A 15,202-nucleotide genomic window follows, 5' to 3' on the forward strand; every position below is an offset into this window, starting at 1 on the left:
CAGGCGGTTGTAGGTAGCGTTGGTCATGGTGAAATCCTCGATTTGCTTTCAGTGGGTGCCGGCTTGGCCGGAAAGGATTTGGACTCGTTCTGCAGTGCGTCACTGCATGGAGCAAAGATTAATTTCGACACCATTGATCCGCTAGACGGCAAAAATTGTCTCTAGCGTTCCATTCACAGAACGATAAACACATGGAGCACCGCTGGGCACTCGAGCTAGCCCGCGTGCCGCCAGGTCGAATGGTGTTCCTCATGGAAGAACTGGCGCTGCCAGCTCAAGGGCGTAACGCCTTCGATGCGGTAGAAAATCCGGCAGAAATGCGCCTGGTCGCAGAAGCCACACTGCAGGCCGATCTCCGCCAGCGGGAAGGACGATTCGCGCATCAGTTGCTTGGCCTTCTCCACACGCAGGATGCGCATCCACGCCTGGGGCGAGTGACCGGTGGCGACCTTGAACTTGCGGGTGAAATCGCTGCGCGACAGGGCGCAGGCGGCGGCCAGGTCGCTCACCGCGATGCCGCTGTCCAGATGCTTGAGCAGCAAGGCCAGGGCGCGCTCGCGCTGCCAGGGCGCAAGATCACGCTTTGGCGCGTCCACTGGCATCTGGCCGATCAGTCTCTGAAGCATGCTGTCCCTCCCCTGCGGTCTGGTGGCCATTTTTTGTGGGCGCAGGGGCGGCGGCGAGTTAAAGCTGGTTAAACGGCATTAACCCGTGGGAGCGAAAAAGCAGTGGATCACAGGCCGGGGAGCGGATTTCCATCGCCCGCGTGGTCGCTCGTGATCATCGCGCAAGCTCCCGACCGACGCTCGCCAAGCCTTGCCCGGCAAGGCTTGCGAGGCAGAACAGCACGCCACGCTGTGCGCCGACAGGCAATGCCGGGGCGAGCGCGGCGTTAATCGTTATTAAGCAAACTGCGCGAAGCAGGCTGCCCGGCACAGGATGGCCCAACGCCGAGCCGTCGTTTACCCTGAGTGTCATTCACAAAAAGAATGGCCAATCGACCGCAGAGTCGATGGACATGCGCCACCAGGGCCAGCACCTGGGCCGGCGCGAAACCTGCCCCAGCGTGCGAAAGCGACGACCAGACGATGACTCCCGAGCCCGTGGCGACGGTCGAAACCGTGCTTCATTTCGGCCCCTACCAGATATTCCCCACCTCACGCATGATCCTCGAGGCCGGCCGTCCCCTGCGCCTGGGCCAACGTGCACTGGACATCCTTTTGGCGCTGCTGGAGCGCGCCGGCCAGGTGGTGAGCAAGGGCGAACTGCTGGCTCGCGCCTGGCCCGGCCAGGACATCGACGAAGGCAACCTGCGGGTGCACATGACCGCGCTGCGCAAGGCGCTGGGCGACGGCCAGAACGGCCGGCGCTTCATCGTCACGGTGGCACTGCGCGGCTACAGCTTCGTCGAGCCACTGATCGCCTCGGCGCAATCGACGCCGGCGCCCGATGAGCGCCAATCGGCGGACCACAACCTGCCGCCCCGGCGCAATCGCCTGCTGGGCCGCGAGGCGGAACTCGAGCGCCTGGTCGCCGAGTTGCCCCGGCGCCGCTGCATCAGCCTGGTGGGCAGCGGTGGCATCGGCAAGACCAGCCTCGCCCTGCAGGCCGCCGAGCGCTTCATCGGCCACTATCCCCACGGCATCCGCATGCTCGATCTCACCCAGTTGCAGGACGCGCGGCCGCTGAACAGCAGCCTCGCCTGCGTGCTGGGCATCCCGGGGCTGGCGGGCGAATCCCTGGAACACATCTGCGCCCAGGTCGCCGAACGCCAGATGCTGTTGCTCATCGACAACTGCGAGCACCTGATCGAGGCCGCCGCGCATCTGGTGGAATGCCTGCTGCGCCACGCGCCGCAGATCCACATCCTCGCCACCAGCCGCGAAAGCCTGCGCGCCACCGGCGAGCACATCCAGCCGCTGCGGCCGCTCGGTTGCCCACCGGCGCAGGTCGACAGCATCGAGGACGCCCTCGCCTACCCTGCCGTGGCGCTGCTCATCGAGCGGGCGAAGGAGACCCACGAGGACTTCGAATTCGGCCCCCAGGACCTGCCCCGGGTCGGCGAAATCTGCCGCCGCCTGGAAGGCATTCCACTGGCCCTGGAACTCGCCGCCGGCTACCTGGGCGAGGCCGACGGCGGCATCGATGCGCTGCTGCAGGGAGGCTACCTCGACCTTCCCCTGCAGTCCGACCGCCACGAACACCTGCGCGCGATGCTCGACTGGAGCTACGCGCTGCTGCGCCCCGCGGAACAATCCTGCCTGCGCCGCCTCAGTGTGTTCCGTGGCGGTTTCACGCTCGACTCCATCGCCGCCGTCCTCGGCCAACCGGTGGACCTCGGCGCGGCGTTCCTGCTGGTGAACCACCTGACGGCCAAGTCGCTGCTGAGCACTGAGATCCGTGGCGACGAAGTCACCTACCGGCTGCTGGAACCGACCCGCCTCTACGCCCTGGAAAAACTCCAGGCCAACGGTGAGCTGCACCAGGCCCGCGAGCGTCACCTGGAGCTCTGCCAGAGCGCGATGCAGGCTGCGCAGAACGAGTGGGAACGATCAGCGTCCCAGGGCTGGCTGCAACGCCATGCGCCCTGGCTCGCCGATGTGCGTGCCGCACTCGACTGGGGGCTGCAGGGCGAGGTCCGGCACAGCCGGGCGATCCATCTCGCGGCCTGCTCGTCGCCGCTGTGGCAGGAGCTTTCGCTGCTGCACGAATACGGTCCCTACGTGAGCGCCGCGCTCGGCCTTCTCAGCGCCGAATCCGCTTCGTCGCTGGAACTGGCCATGCGCCTGGAACTGGCGCTGGGCAACACCACCTACCACGACGTGCGCAACAGCCAGGCGGACGAAGCCTTCCAGAACGCGCGCTTCCTCGCCCGGCAGATCGGCGATCTCGACGGTGAACTCACCGCGCTGTCGGGCGGCCTGGCCGTGCTGCTGTGGGCTGGCCAGTACCAGCAGGCGGCGGAACAGAGCCGACACTTCGATCGCCTCAGCGATGGCCACGGCGAGATGCTCGCCACCAGCGCCCTGCGCCTGAAGGTGCTGGCGCTGCACTACGCGGGCGATCAGCTGCGCGCCCAGGCCGTCGGCGAAGAAGTGCTGCAGCGCCTGGAACAACAGCGCCGGGCCAACCGCTTCGCGCCTTGCCTGGGCGTGCAGTACGACCAGCAGGTCGCCTCCCTCGCCACCCAGGCGCGCACGCTCTGGCTGCGCGGCCTGCCCGAGCAGGCGGGACGCATGGCGACACAGGCCATCGAACTGGCCTGCGAGATCGACCACAGCGCGTCCATCGCCTACAGCCTGGCCGTGGCTGGCTGCGTCATCGCCTTCTACAACGGCGAGTTCGACAAGGCCCGCCAACGCGTGCGGCAGATGATCGAAGTCGCCGAGCGCCATCGCGTCCCGCTGTTCACCGATTGGGCGCGGCATTACGCGTGGGCCATGCAGCTCGACGAAATGGCCAGCGCCGCAGCCCCCGCCGTCGGCCTGGTCCGCGACATCGTGCAGACCCTCGGCGGCCGCGCCCTTCCCACCGACCAGGCGCAGCTGATGCGCGCACGCACCGGCGCGGCAGGTTGGTGCGCGCCGGAAATCCTGCGCAACGAGGCCGTGGCCCTGCTGCAGCGCGGCGACCGCGAATCCCTCCTGGGTGCCGAAACCCTGCTGACCCGCGCGCTGGCGCAGGCACAGGAACAAGGCGCACTGGCCTGGGAGCTGCGTTCGGCCACTTGCCTGGCGGAGCTGTGGAACGCACAGGGCAAACCGGAACCGGCGCACCAACTGCTGGCCCCGGTCTACCAGCGCTTCACGGAAGGGTTCGACTTACCGGACCTGCGCAGGGCGCGGGAGTGCCTGGAGCTCTGCGGCCGCTGATATCCGCTGCCAGTGGCGCCTCGGCACAAACTACCACCTCACGCCAGGCCAGTTTGTCTACATCAGCGACACCGACATCCTCAAACGGCAGGCCGGCCAAGACCGCAGCGGCAAGGTGCTCGACTCGGTGGCGGGCAAGAACTACGAAGCGGGCTGGGAAGGTGCGTTCCACGACGGCCAGCTGAATGCCAACGTCGCGGCCTGCGTGATCACCGCCGAGCTGGACGCCGGGCTCTTTGGCCGCTACGTCCACTACGGTGCGCCGCGCGGCCTGATGATGAACCTGCGTTACGACTTCTGAGCGCGGCGTTGCGCCGCGCCGGAATCGTTGCACGCCTGGCGGCAATGCGCTTGACATTAAAGTTAACTTTAAACTTAGGGTAGCCCTCGACAGCCGCCCGGCTACCACGCCGGGCGGAATCCCACAGGGCAACCAGAAGGTCAGGCAGATGAAGGCACGGTTCAAGGAAATCGAGTTCGGTACCCACAGCGTCGAAGTGATCGAGGGCGGCTATTACGACCGCTACCGGATGAACCCGGACCTGGACCAGGTGGCAAAGGACCCCGCCGCCGGCAACATCGACTACTTCCGGCGCATTCCCAAACAGCTGGTCGCTTCGCGCGTCGGGCCGACCTGGGCGCCGAACTTCTACTACCGCACCAGCAGCATCCAGCTGCTGTTCCTGGCGCCCATCGGCCGCCTGCGCGCGACGCTACCGGCGCCGCTGGAACCCCTGCGCGCCCTGCCCGGCCAAGGGCTGGTGGCGCTCACCTTCTTCTCCTACGCGGTGTGTGACAATGACCCGTACGACGAGGTCTCGGTCGCCATCGTCGTCCGCAGGCCGGGCGCCACCGGCAGCCACGCCCTTGAACTGCTGGACTCGATGCGTCGGCGCAGCTTCGTCGCCCATGTGCTGGCCTTGCCGGTCTCCACCGAGATCGCGCGGGTACGCGGGGTGCACGGCTACCAGTTGCCCAAGTGGCGCACCGGCATCGAGGTGAAAATTGGCAGCGAAGTTTCCGCCAGCATCCAGGGGCCCAGCGGCAATGCCGACCTGCTGCTCCAGGCACCGCTGCCGCCACTGCAGATCGCCGCTGCGCAATCGCGCCTGGGCACCACTACCATGGTCCACCAGGTCGATGGCCGCTGGCACCGGACCTGCGTGCAGAGCAATACCCTGTCGTATGCGCAGAAACTGCTGCCCCGCGGTGTGCGCCTGGCTCGCAACGGCGGGCCGCTGAGCCAGTTGCTGGATGGCCTTGGCGCGTCACGCATCCTGCGCCTGGACGTGGTCAAGGACGCGCAGATCGTCCTGCACCTTCCTGCGCCGCTGGAAGGTGTGCACTGAACCTGCCCCTCGATACCGAAAGACCGCGCCTACCCTGGGCGAGCGCATCCTCCACCACGTCAGCCACGTCGCCTGCTACGCCGCCCGGACCGCACGGCGCCGCTGGGCGCGGTCTACTGCGACTGGACGCTGACGGCGACCGCAGAGGTCACCCGCATTACCAGCTGGCGCCCGAGGTACTCGGGCTTCATCTCCACGTCCGGGCGGACATTGACCGTGTGCTGGCTGCCATCGGCGAACTGCAGGGTCGCGGTGCGCCGGGTGGTGTCCATGGATTTGACCACGGCGGTAATCTCCACCGTATCGGCCGCCAGCATGGCTGGCTTGTTGCCCGGTTGCGCCGTCGCCAGCAGGCCTGCCTCGCCGCTGCCAGCCTTCTGGCCCGGCTCGCGCAGGTAGACCAGGCGCTCCATCGTGACGATGGCGCGGACCCGATCACCCACCTTGAGCTGGTCGAAGTTGCGCATCTCCGGCGGAGCCTGAAGGGTGCGGCTGTTGCCTTGGTCATCCGTGAGGGTGAAGGCCCGCTTGGTCCGGTCGACGGCGCTGACACGTGCCTGCATCTCTTCCGTCTCGGTCATCGCGCCGCCCGGCACACCCTTGGCGACTGACTCGGTGTTGTCGAACTGGTAGCTCAGCTCATCGTTCTTCTGGCTCTGGCAACCGACCAGCACGCTGGCGGCCAGGGACAGGTAGATCCAACGGGACACACTCATCGGGCGACTCCTTGCATCAGGGTGTTTGCGGGTTGGTATCAGGGAAATGACGTAGCACGAGCAGGCCGGTCCGCCGCGGCTGCATGAATTCACCGAGCGTAGCGTTTGCCCGGTGATGCGCCACGCAGGTTACTCAGTACTTGATATCCCGCGCAGTCTCGCGACCCTGCTGCTTGGTCTGGCGTTTGTCCTGGCGGCACTGGGCGTTGTACTGCTGGTCGGCGGCACGGCAGTTCTGCTTGGTCTGCCGGGCGTCCTGGCGGGTTTCCTGGCGCACGTCCCGCGCCTGACGACGCTGGCTGCCCTGCTCGGTAGCCCAGGTGGAGCCGGCCGAGGCGACGAGAAAGGTCGCCATCAGAATCGCGGTGAACAGGGAACGGGGCATGGCATCACCTCCTGCTGCGCAGGGATCGGGAATATCCAGTACAGCCGATTTCCCGCTGGCTTGCCGATGGTGGCGCGGGGTTCGCCGCGCTGCTCGACGAAAGGCAGCCCCGGCTGCGACCGCGGGCATCTGCCACGCAGCGCAGCCGGCTCCGCAGGCCTACTGCTCGCGCACCAGCAGCACCGGGCGCCTGCTCGACTGCAGCACCCCCTCGGCCACGCTGCCCAGCATCAGGCGCCGTACGCCGCGGCGGCTATGGGTACCCATGACAATGGCGTCGGCCTTGACGGCGTCGGCCTCGCTTTCGATGCGGTCGGCCACTTCTTCGCCGGCGGTTTCCATGCTGACCCGCTGGTAGCTGGCCGGCACGGCATACTCGGCGACCACTTCCCGCGCCTTGCCCAGGATGTCGTCGGCGGCGTTGAGCGCGGCAGCTTGCAGGGCCTCGGCATCGTAATACTTGGCGTAGTAAGGCAGATGGCCCAGCGGGCGATCGACGATGGTAATGACGTGCAGCTCACCACCGCTCATGCGGACCAGCTTTGCGCCTTCGGCCAGGGCTTTGAAGGAAACGGGGCTGCCGTCGACGGCGGCCAGTACGTGCTTGTACATGCTGTGCTCCTCGTTGATTGGGCACTACGACCTTAACCACGCGGGCCGGGAGCGCCCTTGTGCCGCGTCAATATAATCGCCCCGTGGCGCTTCAGTGCGCCGGCATTGCCTCATCGCGGCAGGCGGACGGGCTCTGCCCGGTCCAGCGCTTGAAAGCCCGGCGGAAGCCGCGCACATCACTGTAGCCAAGCGCCTCGGCGATGCGCTCGATGGGCATTTCCGGGTTGTTCAGCAGGCTCATGGCGCGTGCGTGGCGCACCTGTTCCTGCAGGGCGTCGAAGCTCATCCCGTGCTCGCTCAGGCGACGGCGCAAGGTACGGCTGCTCATGTTCAGCTCGCCGGCAACCTTGTCGATGGGGCTGCCGTTGGCCAGGTCGCGGGCGATGGCGCGCTCCACCGTTTCCAGCAGGCCGGTCTTCTGCTGCACCTGGGCATACTCCGCCTCCAGCAGGCTGAGCGCTTGGCGCAGCGCGACCGGGTGGTGGCTGGGCAGTTGCACATCCAGCCAATGGCTGGCGATGACGACCCGGTTGTGCAGGCAGCCGAATTGCAGGTTCGGCCCGAGCAGCCGGCGGTACTCGGCCTCGTAGGCCGGCGCGGCATGGGTGAACTCGAAACGCAGGGGCTGGAACTGGGGGCCGATCAGCGTGCGGTTGTAGACCAGCAGGCTGGCGAAGAACTCTTCCACGGCGAACACCTGGATGTCGGCGTAGGGCAACCGGCATTCGACTTCGATGAAGCTTTCCTCGGGCCCCTCGATCAGGTTGCACAGCGCAATGCCGCCAGTGGTGTGCTGGAAGCGCCGGCCCACCTCGAAAGCGTCGCGCAGGGTCTTGCAGAGGGACAGTACGTGGCCAAGCAGGCCGAGTGTACCCAGCACGTTGTGATGGCCGACCCAGAGCCCCAGGCCACGCTCGGGCAGCGCCGCGAGGGCTCGCTGGATCATCGCCACCGTCTGCCGGTAGGTGACGCGCTGCGCCGGGTCCTGCAGCTCCTCGGCGGTAAAGCCGAGCCCACGGCACAGGCGTTCGCTGCTCACTCCCTGGTCACTGGCGACTTCGGCGAGGGTCTGCAGCAGGAAAGGTGAAACCAGGGCCAGGTCGAATTGCGCGTCGATGCTTGTGCTGGGCATGTAGGCTGCTCTCGAGCGGGGGCGCCGGCGATTCTTGTCATGTGGGCGGCGCACGATGGCCGCATCATAACGCTTTCGCAGCTCCGCCAAGAGCGGGCGTAACAGAATATTACAGACGACCCAGCCACGTGATCACCCGACACGAGCATGCCTCATCGGCTGCAGGGTGCTTGTGTCCATGCCCCCAACCGCCCTCCAGGCCGGCGCCAAACCCGGTTCGGAGGCGGAGCAAGGCCGAGGCACGGACCTACTGCACTGCGTAAGCCTGGCCGGAAGCCGGTGCACCCAGCAGGATTTCCTGCGGCAACTTGAAGCCCCTCAGCTTCAACAGCGCCAAGGGCCCACCGCCCTGGGCGCGCATCTCCCAGGTCAACGGCAGCCCGTCCGGCGCCACCAGCACGATCTGGCGAGTCGAACCACCGCCCGTCAGCGGCGTGACCCTGGCCTGCTCCAGCAAGCGCAATAACGCCCAGCGACCGGGATAGTCGCCATACAAGCGGCCCCCGGCCCTCACGCTGTTCCACGCAAGCATCACCCCCGGATGGTCGTTCGGGCTCGGCCAGTTGAAGGTCTTCCAGCTCTCCATCTGGTTGAAGTACTCCAGCCGCTCGCCGTCGATGACCAGTTGCGTCTCGACCAGATCGCGTACCGGTTTTGCCTTCAGGTCAAACGTCATGCGCATGGCGCCATCGGTGTACAGGATGTCAGCCAGCTCACCCAACTGATTGATGGCCTTCAGGAAGGCCGGGCTTACCCGTACTCCCTGGTTGCCTCCCTCCACGGGCACCCAACGCTTGCCCTGCTTGCGCAGGACCCCGCTCAACTGGAGGTCGATAAACTGGTCGACACGTCCGCCGGGTTTGATCATCTGCCCCAGCAAAGGCAACGGAGCATCCGGCCCTTCGGCGACAAAGGGATAGCGACCGGCGAAGGCACGCTGCCAATCAGCAACGACTTCCTGTTGCCACTGGCGATTCAGAGCACCGGCCGAGGTCTGCATCACCCCCGACCAGGCCTGATCCAAGGGCAACTCGAAGAGGTTCTGCGCGAAGACCGCCAAGGGCTTTCCAAGGCTCTGCGCGACTACCTGGCCATAATCCTGCTTGTCGATGGTGCGGCCCTGGAGCGTGGCCTGCGCCAAGGCTTGAGCCATTACCGCTGGATCAGCAGCGTTATTGACCTGTTGCAGACGACTGCGTACCTGGCTCACACCCACCAGATAGGCCTGAAGGCTGGCTTGCTGCCGGGTGGCCGGGGCAAGCTTTCCCTGCAAGGCCAGCAACGGGCCGAAGGTCTGCTCCATGGGTGCCCGCCCCGTGAATGCCTGCGCCGCGTCGGCAGCGCCGGTGGCCTTGTCCGAAGCCGGCCTTTCAAGCGCTCCGGTAGTGCCCTGAAACGCCAGCGTCTTCATCAGCGCCAGCAGCGGCGAACGGCGGGTATCAGCGAGCAAACCCAACTGATCGATGGCGTTCGACAGGCCATCCGCCTTGCGCCAGCGAATACTGTTGAGAAAGCTCAGCCAGGCCTGGCTGAAGTCAACGAAGTAGCGCGAGGTCAGCCGAGCCTGCAGCGCCGCCGGTTGCACTTCAGGAGCCAGCGGGTGTTGCGGATCGCTGAGCACCCAGTCGAGTTCCTCACGGCGCGCCTCCACAACCTTGTCGATAGCCGCGCGAAGATAGCCGTCCCAGGCTTGCCGAGTGAGCGCGCCGGGCACGCTGGCGGAGGTATCAAACAGGCTCGTGGTATTGTCGTCCCCCACCAGAGCGGCCAACCGAAGGTCAACATATTCCCTGCCCGCCTCATCCAGCAGGCGCTGGTAAAGCACCTGCTCCGCCGCCGGTTGGTCGAGCTGGGCCAGCAGCACCTGGCGTGCCTGGGTGACCAACTGGGCGTCGGGTGTGATTCGCCAGTCCGGATGCGCCGCCAGATGTCGCGCATAGAACATCCAGAGCTCGGGAGCCAGCGTCTGCCAGCGAGCCGGCGTCACGCCGACGCGGGCGGCGGTAGCCTTGCCCAGCTCCCCGGCAAGGAAGCCGGCGTCGGCCTTCTCCGGCTGAGCCAGCATCAGGTAAGCCTTGAGTTGATCTCGCGCCACGGCAACGGCAGCGCCCAGTTCCGGGCTGCCTGGCGGTAACTGCGCCAGCGCCACCAACCGCCGTTCCAGGCTGCGCACCGCCTCATCGCGCAGCAACGGTTGGCTGGCCTGGGTGAAGCGTGGCCAAAGCGCGGCGAGCAACGCATCGTTCTGGCTCAGGCCCAGGCGCCGGTACCAGAGCACGCCACTCTCCTGCCAGTTCTCCAGCGTGGTCATGGTGATCGTCAATCGGTGAAGCGCCGTCAACCGCGCATCCAGGTCACTGGAGGTATTCACCGTCGCCAGCTCCGCCTCAACCGCGGCGATCTGATGGCGGTTGCCAGCGAACGAGATCAGTAACGCCAACGCACACAGACTGGCCAAGCCCAGCACAGCCAGCTGAACGCCCCGCAGCCAGGTCCAGCCAAAACGACGCCCGCGCGCCTGCCGGTCCTCGCGGATCGCATCCCAGGCCGGCACCGGCCACCAGGAGTTGCCGACCAGCCCCTCACCAACAGGCTGCTGCGGCAAGCCGAACAGCAGCCCGCGCAGCGGCACGCCTCGGGCGAAATCTGGCTTGAGTCGATCCAGAGCCTGGCTCCACCGAGCAATCCCCTCCTTGCCCAGGTCGCGCGACAGGCGCAGCTGGAAGTCATGGCTGCTGGACGATTTCATTCGCGCCAGCCCCTGCTTGCGCAGCGGAGGCAGCAGCTTGTGCAAGGCCTTCTCGATCCATCCCTCCGAGAGCTTGGGCGGGAGCAGGCAACCCACCGCTGGCAACGTGCGGTCGTACTGCTCCCACTCGCTGCCATGCACCTGCCAGAGGTACAAGGGCGCCTGCCAGCGCAGGCTCCGTGCCAGGCCGCGCAATTGCTGAACACCCACGCTCAATGCCTGTGCGTCAGGGCTTTGCCCTTCGCTCAAGGCCCAGACCACGCCATCCAGCGGCAGCCTTGGGCGCAATTGCGCCAGCAGCCCGACAACGCCTGCCCGCCAGGAGCCGCGCAGGCTGCCGCCATGCAGCAGCACCACGCCCTCGCCTTCCAGCCAGTGGGCGGCAGACAGCCCGGGCGCAATGGCATCGACCTCCGTCTGCTCGCCCACCACCAACAGCAAGCGAACCTTGTTGCGCCAGGCAAAGCCGTAGGCGACCGGCATATGGTTGCGGATGGCAATCAAATCGTGGTCGGCCGCGACCTGGGCCGGATCGGTCGCCATCTGCGCGGCCGGTTCCACATCATCGGCACTGCTCGCCCGGTAATCGAACTGCCCGGACTTCCTGCCCAGGAATCGATAGAGCCCCAGGACCAGCACAAGCGCCGAGCCCAGCATCGCCGTCCAGAACAGCCCCGAGGACTGCTCCTCGCTGCCAGCGCGCACCCCCAGCAACTCCGGATGCCGCCACAGCAACACCGCAACGACTCCGGCGATCAGCACAACCAGCGAAGCGAGCAGAACCAGCAAACGAGCAGAACGCATGGGTATTTCCCTATGGCGACGACGGCGTGGCCACCGAACTCCACAACGCGGAGTCGGCAACGGTGTTGCCACTGAAGATGATTTGCGGCTGGCCCTCACGGCGCACCGCCTCTAGTGCGGCGGCGATGGCTAGCCATGGCGCCGCGCAGCCAGGGTGGCCCAGGCAGGCGCCCAGGTCGCGCACGGCTGGTTCCGGCTTAAGCAGCTCCTGCACCGCCGTGTTGATGTCACCCTGGCGCTTGGCGGGGATCCCCACCAACCAAGCCCGCTTCAGCGCCTCGGCCTTCAGCGGCACCCAGTCCAGCGCCTGATGCGCGGCATAGCGCAGGGTTTCGCCAGTAGTGCCGTGCTCCTGCTCCGGGCGGTGCAGATAAGCCACCGCGCGTGACGTCTTCTGCGTCAGGCGGTTGCCCAGCAACAGCCCCACCGCAACCTCCGCCGAGTCCTCCAGCGGCTCCGGCGCAACACACAGCGCCACCACCAGCACCAACGCCGGATCGGCGATGCGCTCGTCCAACCAATGGTCAATGGCGTCCAGGCCCTGGCGCTCCAGGCGCGTCACCGACTGACGGATACCGGACTCCGCCCAGGCGCGCTGCCAGGCATCCTGCTGCTCGGCCGGGGGAACGCTGCTGTCGGTTTCCTGCACCAGCATCAGCGGCTGCTCGGCCGGAAAAGCACGTAATGCCACGGCCATCTCGCCCAGTACCTGGCGGTACAGGCGTAGCAGCATCGCCGCGTCATCTTGGGTTTTCCCGGCATCGTCCATGACCGGCAACATCGCGGTGTGTCGAGCCGTGAGCTCCCCCTTACCGCGCACCGGCTGGGTTTTCAGCTCACTCTTGCCGCAGGTCAGCGCCTCGAACTGCGCATCGCCCTGCCCATCTTCCTCATCACGCAAGGCGGTATGGAGACTGACCGCCAGCACCTGCTGCGAACGGCGCCCCTTGCGTAGCTTGGCCAACCAATCCGCCTCGCGCGCCTCATCCCAGCCCTCGGCGCTACTGAGCAGGCTGATATGCAGCAGGAACCGCGCGAACAGCAGCAGGCTCCAGACCACCAGGGGAATCCCCAGCGCGCGGCCCCAGAACAGCAAGGGCTGCTCCCCTAGCGACTGCTCGCCCAACGCCAGGGTCAAACCCATGCCACTCAACAAAGCCAGCAACAACAGGCCAAGCCAGACCCACGCACTGGGCGGCGTCGGCGGCTTGGCCGGTGGCGGCACCTTATCCAGACGAACCGCCATGATCAGCTCGCGGTCGCTTCGGGCAGTGACGTGATCAATGCACATCCGCAGGCGCAGCGATGGCCATGGAAGGCAATGGGGACACCGTTATCGTTGAACATCGGGTGCCCCTCGTTCACCACCGTCGGCCCATGGGCCGGGCAACTCACCTGGTCGCCCACGCGGGCCACGCCGATGCCGTGGAAATTTCTATTGGGGGAGCCAGTCAGCACGCTGCCGCCACTGGTGGTTTTGTCGCCGATGCGGATGATGCCTTTCATTGCAATGGTCCTTTTCCGAAAAGTCTCGAATAACCGAAACAGGAAAAACACGAAAATATAAAAGAGACGGACTTACTTTTAGGCAAACAACCCTGACGGCTCTAACTGCTCTGGAGCAAGATAAAGCCACTCTATTCTTTTTATCCACACTGAAAGACGAGGAGACCACTAGAGCCAAAACACCTCTTAGCATTAATCTTCACGCCCAAATAGAGAAGGATTTCTTTTCTTCAAAATTGAATAAGGTATAACCGACCAATCTGGATTGTCGCAGGCACGCTGCACACGTGCAAAATAAGCCCCCAAACGAAGACCTTTCGGTGTCAAATAGGGAGAAGAAAATCTCCACACTCCACTATCGGAATAATTGCAACCATCAACATCATCCATTTCCATGTAATCAGGGTAGAGCTTCTTAAATAACCCGACTACAGATGGAGCAAATATCTTCACTCGATAATCCATCCATGCATCCGAGTCTGGAACAGGCTTACGACCCTGTCCTACCCAGTACATATCCTCCAACGTTAGCTCTTTCCCTGTTCTCGTACTAATTGTAGTTCCCTGAATGCCGAAATCAGGATGAGCAGCCCCCACGCAAGACCAACCACTAGTCACGGCATAGCTTACGAACTCCGCAGAAAAATAATAACTCCAGACTGCTGACTCCACACCCGATCTACCCAACCCATCGGAGCACCCAAAATACCCACTAAGCCCTGAATAGAATTTATTATCGATGATTGAGTTTACAGAACCCATTATTGACTTTGGATACCAGCTCACCACATGAAACATCGAAAGGCCTGATCTAGCCTCACTAAACCATCTGATCTTAAATTTCCCGCCAACAATCTCCTCCTTCTCCTGCACTAGCTTAAGGTTATTCAATTGGAGTTTTTCGTAGCCACCTAACTCCTTTAAAAAACCTGGAGTTACCCCATACGAATCTATAGAAACGGGGGTAATTACCTTAAGCTCTACCAAAAACTCCTTCCCTTTAGAGCTTGTAAATTTACCACTTACCAAGTCACCCGTTCGAACCAACTCGAACACATCCGCAGGATTTTCACTCCCATCGTAATCCGCCGAACTTAGATGATAGGTATTTCCTTCAAGGAGCCCCCGCAGCGCAATATCCTGTCTATACTTATCATAAAAATATCGACCTCCCCCCTCACCAGACGACTCCCAAAGCTCCATCACAACAGAATACTTACCAACTTTCCCCTGAAGCAAAATCGTCTCTGCATACACATTATTACAAACTGAGAAAACTGCAAAAACAACCAAATACCTTAAAGCCACATCCATACATCACCCTTAGCCCACGAAGCCTTATACTCGCCATTTAATTTATCTAAAAATTCAAGTGCACCACTAACACCCTCAACGCTCGCACCAAAAGATTTCGAAAAAGGAACCACAACCAAAGCAATAAAGAACCTCCAGTTAAAACTCACGCCACCCCTCACCACTTGCAATCCCCATAATCAGAAGTCACTGCATCAGCATTATATTTAAAATTAAAGACCTTACCCGAAGCGCTTCTATACGCAAATCCATATATATTTGCACCCTGCGAAATAACTGTATACCTACCGCCTTTTTTTTGACCAAAAACCTCCTGCCAAGTTGAAGTAACCTCTGCCGGTCTATCCTCACTTAACGAGCGCTCCACCTCACCAACAAAAAACAGTGGTATTGCCACGCTGGATCTTTGATACTGAACATAACCAATATTTAATTTATCTACAGCAAGATATGCTGTAGCGAACTTCAAATTAACACTCCCTGACTTTCCTCCTGAAAAGCACCTAACAGCAAACTCCAACGTCTCAGCCTGAGCAAGGCAAGTGCAGAATATGAGAACAATTAAACAGATAGGAGGCAGATTTATCACGCATCTTTTAAAAATACGGGAACTCCGAATCAGAGCACGAATAACAAATCCTCCTTTCATTTACTCACTAAATCCAGAGAAACAAAAAACAACTACTGAAATCCACTCCAGCTATTTAGAGTCAATCTAATCCTGCAACTATCAGAAGACTCTCCAGTCAATCTACCCATCAAC

At 63.2% G+C, this 15,202-nt stretch carries 13 protein-coding genes; 3 read left to right on the forward strand and 10 right to left on the reverse strand.

Annotated features, from left to right (window positions below; all coding sequences use genetic code 11):
• Positions 1 to 215: 215 nt before the first annotated feature.
• Positions 216 to 626 carry a helix-turn-helix domain-containing protein gene (locus tag A6723_RS30855; protein ID WP_054908535.1) on the reverse strand — a complete coding sequence of 137 codons (411 nt, stop codon included), beginning with the start codon at positions 624 to 626 and terminating at the stop codon, positions 216 to 218.
• 462 nt (positions 627 to 1,088) lie between these two features.
• Here A6723_RS30855 and A6723_RS30860 point away from each other — a divergent pair, with 462 nt between their 5' ends.
• The 3 genes from A6723_RS30860 to A6723_RS30870 all read left to right on the forward strand — a co-directional run bounded on the left by A6723_RS30860 (position 1,089) and on the right by A6723_RS30870 (position 5,221).
• Positions 1,089 to 3,872, forward strand: coding sequence for a winged helix-turn-helix domain-containing protein (locus tag A6723_RS30860; RefSeq protein ID WP_054908534.1), 2,784 nt, complete (start codon positions 1,089 to 1,091; stop codon positions 3,870 to 3,872).
• A gap of 115 nt (positions 3,873 to 3,987) precedes the next feature.
• Positions 3,988 to 4,173 (forward strand): hypothetical protein, encoded by a 186-nt coding sequence (locus A6723_RS30865; protein ID WP_054908533.1) that lies wholly within the window; start codon positions 3,988 to 3,990, stop codon positions 4,171 to 4,173.
• Between the two features lie 148 nt (positions 4,174 to 4,321).
• Positions 4,322 to 5,221: a hypothetical protein gene (locus A6723_RS30870; protein WP_054908532.1), complete on the forward strand. Its 900-nt coding sequence runs from the start codon at positions 4,322 to 4,324 to the stop codon at positions 5,219 to 5,221.
• A 113-nt stretch (positions 5,222 to 5,334) separates the two neighbouring features.
• Here A6723_RS30870 and A6723_RS30875 read toward each other — a convergent pair whose 3' ends face one another.
• The 9 genes from A6723_RS30875 to A6723_RS32010 form a co-directional block, all read right to left on the reverse strand.
• The gene (locus tag A6723_RS30875; RefSeq protein WP_064979916.1) at positions 5,335 to 5,937 is read right to left on the reverse strand and encodes a hypothetical protein; all 603 of its coding nucleotides are present in this window, start codon (positions 5,935 to 5,937) and stop codon (positions 5,335 to 5,337) included.
• Positions 5,938 to 6,070: 133 nt separating this feature from the next.
• A complete protein-coding gene (locus tag A6723_RS30880; protein WP_054908531.1) occupies positions 6,071 to 6,322 on the reverse strand; it encodes a hypothetical protein in 252 nt (83 codons plus the stop codon).
• Between the two features lie 159 nt (positions 6,323 to 6,481).
• Positions 6,482 to 6,934 (reverse strand): universal stress protein, encoded by a 453-nt coding sequence (locus A6723_RS30885; protein ID WP_054908530.1) that lies wholly within the window; start codon positions 6,932 to 6,934, stop codon positions 6,482 to 6,484.
• Positions 6,935 to 7,025: 91 nt separating this feature from the next.
• Positions 7,026 to 8,066 carry an AraC family transcriptional regulator gene (locus A6723_RS30890; protein WP_054908529.1) on the reverse strand — a complete coding sequence of 347 codons (1,041 nt, stop codon included), beginning with the start codon at positions 8,064 to 8,066 and terminating at the stop codon, positions 7,026 to 7,028.
• 247 nt (positions 8,067 to 8,313) lie between these two features.
• Entirely contained in the window at positions 8,314 to 11,619 is a 3,306-nt protein-coding gene (locus A6723_RS30895) for an ImcF-related family protein (RefSeq protein ID WP_054908528.1), read from the reverse strand.
• 10 nt (positions 11,620 to 11,629) lie between these two features.
• Positions 11,630 to 12,865 carry a hypothetical protein gene (locus A6723_RS32595; RefSeq protein ID WP_054908527.1) on the reverse strand — a complete coding sequence of 412 codons (1,236 nt, stop codon included), beginning with the start codon at positions 12,863 to 12,865 and terminating at the stop codon, positions 11,630 to 11,632.
• A gap of 2 nt (positions 12,866 to 12,867) precedes the next feature.
• A complete protein-coding gene (locus A6723_RS30905) occupies positions 12,868 to 13,125 on the reverse strand; it encodes a PAAR domain-containing protein (RefSeq protein WP_054908526.1) in 258 nt (85 codons plus the stop codon).
• Between the two features lie 192 nt (positions 13,126 to 13,317).
• Positions 13,318 to 14,439 carry a hypothetical protein gene (locus A6723_RS32005; protein WP_139093114.1) on the reverse strand — a complete coding sequence of 374 codons (1,122 nt, stop codon included), beginning with the start codon at positions 14,437 to 14,439 and terminating at the stop codon, positions 13,318 to 13,320.
• Between the two features lie 157 nt (positions 14,440 to 14,596).
• Entirely contained in the window at positions 14,597 to 14,908 is a 312-nt protein-coding gene (locus A6723_RS32010) for a hypothetical protein (RefSeq protein ID WP_139093115.1), read from the reverse strand.
• Between the last annotated feature and the right edge of the window lie 294 nt (positions 14,909 to 15,202).

Source organism: Pseudomonas sp. AU11447 (assembly GCF_001672555.2).
Taxonomy (GTDB): Bacteria; Pseudomonadota; Gammaproteobacteria; order Pseudomonadales; family Pseudomonadaceae; genus Pseudomonas; species Pseudomonas nitroreducens.

Coding starts and splice junctions, on each gene's coding strand:
- A6723_RS30855 (WP_054908535.1), bottom strand. CDS start 626: ATGCTTCAGAGACTGATCGGCCAGATGCCAGTGGACGCGCCAAAGCGT.
- A6723_RS30860 (WP_054908534.1), top strand. CDS start 1,089: ATGACTCCCGAGCCCGTGGCGACGGTCGAAACCGTGCTTCATTTCGGC.
- A6723_RS30870 (WP_054908532.1), top strand. CDS start 4,322: ATGAAGGCACGGTTCAAGGAAATCGAGTTCGGTACCCACAGCGTCGAA.
- A6723_RS30875 (WP_064979916.1), bottom strand. CDS start 5,937: ATGAGTGTGTCCCGTTGGATCTACCTGTCCCTGGCCGCCAGCGTGCTG.
- A6723_RS30880 (WP_054908531.1), bottom strand. CDS start 6,322: ATGCCCCGTTCCCTGTTCACCGCGATTCTGATGGCGACCTTTCTCGTC.
- A6723_RS30885 (WP_054908530.1), bottom strand. CDS start 6,934: ATGTACAAGCACGTACTGGCCGCCGTCGACGGCAGCCCCGTTTCCTTC.
- A6723_RS30890 (WP_054908529.1), bottom strand. CDS start 8,066: ATGCCCAGCACAAGCATCGACGCGCAATTCGACCTGGCCCTGGTTTCA.
- A6723_RS30895 (WP_054908528.1), bottom strand. CDS start 11,619: ATGCGTTCTGCTCGTTTGCTGGTTCTGCTCGCTTCGCTGGTTGTGCTG.
- A6723_RS32595 (WP_054908527.1), bottom strand. CDS start 12,865: ATGGCGGTTCGTCTGGATAAGGTGCCGCCACCGGCCAAGCCGCCGACG.
- A6723_RS30905 (WP_054908526.1), bottom strand. CDS start 13,125: ATGAAAGGCATCATCCGCATCGGCGACAAAACCACCAGTGGCGGCAGC.
- A6723_RS32005 (WP_139093114.1), bottom strand. CDS start 14,439: ATGGATGTGGCTTTAAGGTATTTGGTTGTTTTTGCAGTTTTCTCAGTT.